General features: G+C 70.9%; 2 protein-coding genes. Both read right to left on the bottom strand.

The features are described 5' to 3' along the window. Positions 1 to 116: 116 nt before the first annotated feature. Positions 117 to 1,337 carry a methionine adenosyltransferase gene (metK, locus tag ACFXBC_RS34690; protein WP_385033974.1) on the bottom strand — a complete coding sequence of 407 codons (1,221 nt, stop codon included), beginning with the start codon at positions 1,335 to 1,337 and terminating at the stop codon, positions 117 to 119. A 239-nt stretch (positions 1,338 to 1,576) separates the two neighbouring features. Next, complete coding sequence (coaBC, locus tag ACFXBC_RS34685; protein ID WP_385033971.1) at positions 1,577 to 2,782, bottom strand: bifunctional phosphopantothenoylcysteine decarboxylase/phosphopantothenate--cysteine ligase CoaBC; 1,206 nt, start codon at positions 2,780 to 2,782, stop codon at positions 1,577 to 1,579. Between the last annotated feature and the right edge of the window lie 195 nt (positions 2,783 to 2,977).

Here is a 2,977-nt window from a genome sequence, read left to right as displayed (position 1 = left end):
CCGCTCGGTGTGTCGCGACCACCCACACCCCCCCCCCCCCACACACACACCCCGCGCCCCCCCCCCCCCCCCCGGCGCGCGCCGCCCCCCCCCCGTACCAAGAAGGTGGTGCGGGTCTACAGCCCCGCGGCCTTCCGCAGTGCGTCCACGCGGTCGGTCCGCTCCCAGGTGAAGTCCGGGAGTTCGCGGCCGAAGTGGCCGTACGCGGCGGTCTCGGCGTAGATCGGGCGCAGCAGGTCCAGGTCGCGGATGATCGCGGCCGGGCGGAGGTCGAAGACCTCGGAGATGGCCTGCTCGATCTTCTCGACGTCCGTGGCGGCCGTACCGAAGGTCTCCACGAACAGGCCCACCGGCTCGGCCTTGCCGATCGCGTACGCGACCTGGACCTCGCAGCGGGTGGCGAGGCCCGCGGCCACCACGTTCTTGGCGACCCAGCGCATGGCGTACGCGGCGGAGCGGTCCACCTTCGACGGGTCCTTGCCCGAGAAGGCGCCACCGCCGTGCCGGGCCATGCCGCCGTAGGTGTCGATGATGATCTTGCGGCCGGTCAGACCCGCGTCGCCCATCGGGCCGCCGATCTCGAAGCGGCCGGTCGGGTTGACCAGGAGGCGGTAGCCCTCGGTGTCCAGCTTGATGCCGTCGTCGATCAGCTGCTTCAGCACGTGCTCGACGACGAATTCGCGGATGTCGGGGGCGAGCAGCGAGTCCAGGTCGATGTCGCTCGCGTGCTGCGAGGAGACCACGACCGTGTCGAGCCGGAGCGCCTTGTCACCGTCGTACTCGATGGTGACCTGGGTCTTTCCGTCGGGGCGCAGGTACGGGATGGTCCCGTTCTTGCGGACCTCGGAGAGACGGCGCGAGAGCCGGTGGGCCAGGTGGATGGGGAGCGGCATCAGCTCAGGCGTCTCGTCGCAGGCGTAGCCGAACATCAGGCCCTGGTCGCCGGCGCCCTGCTTGTCGAGGTCGTCGTCCTCGGTGCCCCCGGCGGCGGCCACCCGCTTCTCGTAGGCGGTGTCGACACCCTGGGCGATGTCGGGGGACTGCGCGCCGATGGACACCGACACACCGCAGGACGCGCCGTCGAAGCCCTTCTTCGACGAGTCGTAGCCGATGTCGAGGATCTTGTCGCGCACGAGCTGCGCGATCGGGGCGTACGCCTTGGTGGTGACCTCGCCCGCCACGTGCACCTGGCCCGTGGTGATCAGGGTCTCCACGGCGACACGGGAGGCGGGGTCCTCACGCAGAAGCGCGTCGAGAATCGTGTCGCTGATCTGGTCAGCGATCTTGTCGGGGTGGCCCTCGGTGACAGATTCCGAGGTGAACAGACGACGGGACACAACGCTCCCTGGGGTTGCAGCGGCTGCTGGCTGATCGCGGGTGGAGTGGCCGGGGGCTGCGCCCGGCTCATTCCGCGACCAGTTTATCGGTCGCCTCCGGTCAACGGGGCACGTGTCTCGCTCCGTGGGAGCCCTGTGACCTGAGGCACTGCTCCGGCGGTACGGCCTTCGGACCGCCGGGACGGGGTGGAAAGCGGCTTCCACCGGTCTCCTCCGGCCCGGTGGATGTCACCAGATTTTCATCCGAACCGTGGTACCACCAGATCCCAGACGGTATCGGCAAGGGCTTCCTTGGAGCCGTACGGCACGGCGGTCTCGCCTCCGTCGGCCGCGAGGACGACTGCCTCGTTCTCCTCGGAGCCGAACGTTTTGTGCTCCCCGACCTCGTTGACGACGAGCAGATCACAGCCCTTGCGCCGCAGTTTCTGACGCCCGTTGGAGAGCACGTCGTCCGTCTCGGCCGCGAATCCGACGACGACCTGTCCGGGCGTGGCGCGGTCCTGGGAGATCTCGGCGAGGATGTCCGGGTTGCGGACCAGCGCGATCGGTGCGGGTTCCTGGCCGTCCCGCTTCTTGATCTTGCCCTGGGCGTAGGCGGCGGGCCGGAAGTCGGCCACCGCGGCGGCCATGACCACCGCGTCGGCGTCGGCCGCGGCCTTCAGGACCGCCTCCCGCAGCTGCACCGCCGTGCCCACGTGCACCACATCGGCCCCGGCCGGCGCGGGCAGCCCGGTGTTGGCCTCGATCAGCGTCACCCGGGCGCCGCGGGCCACAGCCGTACGGGCGAGGGCGTACCCCTGTTTGCCCGATGAGCGGTTGCCCAGATAGCGGACCGGGTCGAGCGGTTCCCGGGTGCCGCCGGCGCTGACCACCACATGGCGGCCCGCCAGGTCGGGCACCGTCGCCCCGCGGGCGAGCACCCGGCGGCAGGTCTCGAAGATCTCGCCGGGGTCGGGGAGCCTGCCCTTGCCCGTGTCCACACCGGTGAGACGCCCGACCGCCGGTTCGATCACGACGGCGCCGCGGCGGCGCAGCGTCGCCACGTTCTCCCGGGTGGCGGGGTGCTCCCACATCTCGGTGTGCATCGCCGGGGCGAAGACCACCGGACACCGGGCGGTGAGCAGTGTGTTGGTCAGCAGGTCGTCGGCGAGCCCGTGGGCGGCCTTCGCGAGCAGGTCGGCGGTGGCGGGGGCGACCAGCACCAGGTCGGCGCCCTGTCCGGTCCGCACATGGGGGACCTCGTGGACGTCGGACCAGACCTCGGTGGACACGGGGTGTCCGGAGAGCGCCGACCAGGTCGCGGCGCCGACGAAGTGGAGCGCGGACTCGGTCGGTACGACCTGTACGTCATGGCCGGACTCGGTCAGCCTGCGCAGCACCTCGCACACCTTGTACGCGGCGATGCCCCCGCTGACCCCCAGTACGACCTTCGGCTTCTGCGCCACGTCCACGTCTCCCCGGCTTCCGGCTCCGCATTCGGAATTCGTACACCCCCATGCTGCATCACCCCGGGGGTGGCGCTCCGGGGGACCCCGGGAAACGCTCCGGGGCGCCGCCCCGGGGGTGCGCCCCCGCCGATCGGGAAAATAAAAAATGTCCGGTAGAGAGAGGGGGGCGAGAGGGGACGGGTGTGCGGAGAG

It is taken from the genome of Streptomyces sp. NPDC059398, assembly GCF_042751845.1.
GTDB lineage: Bacteria > Actinomycetota > Actinomycetes > Streptomycetales > Streptomycetaceae > Streptomyces.
This window is presented reverse-complemented; position numbering and strand designations above follow the sequence as displayed.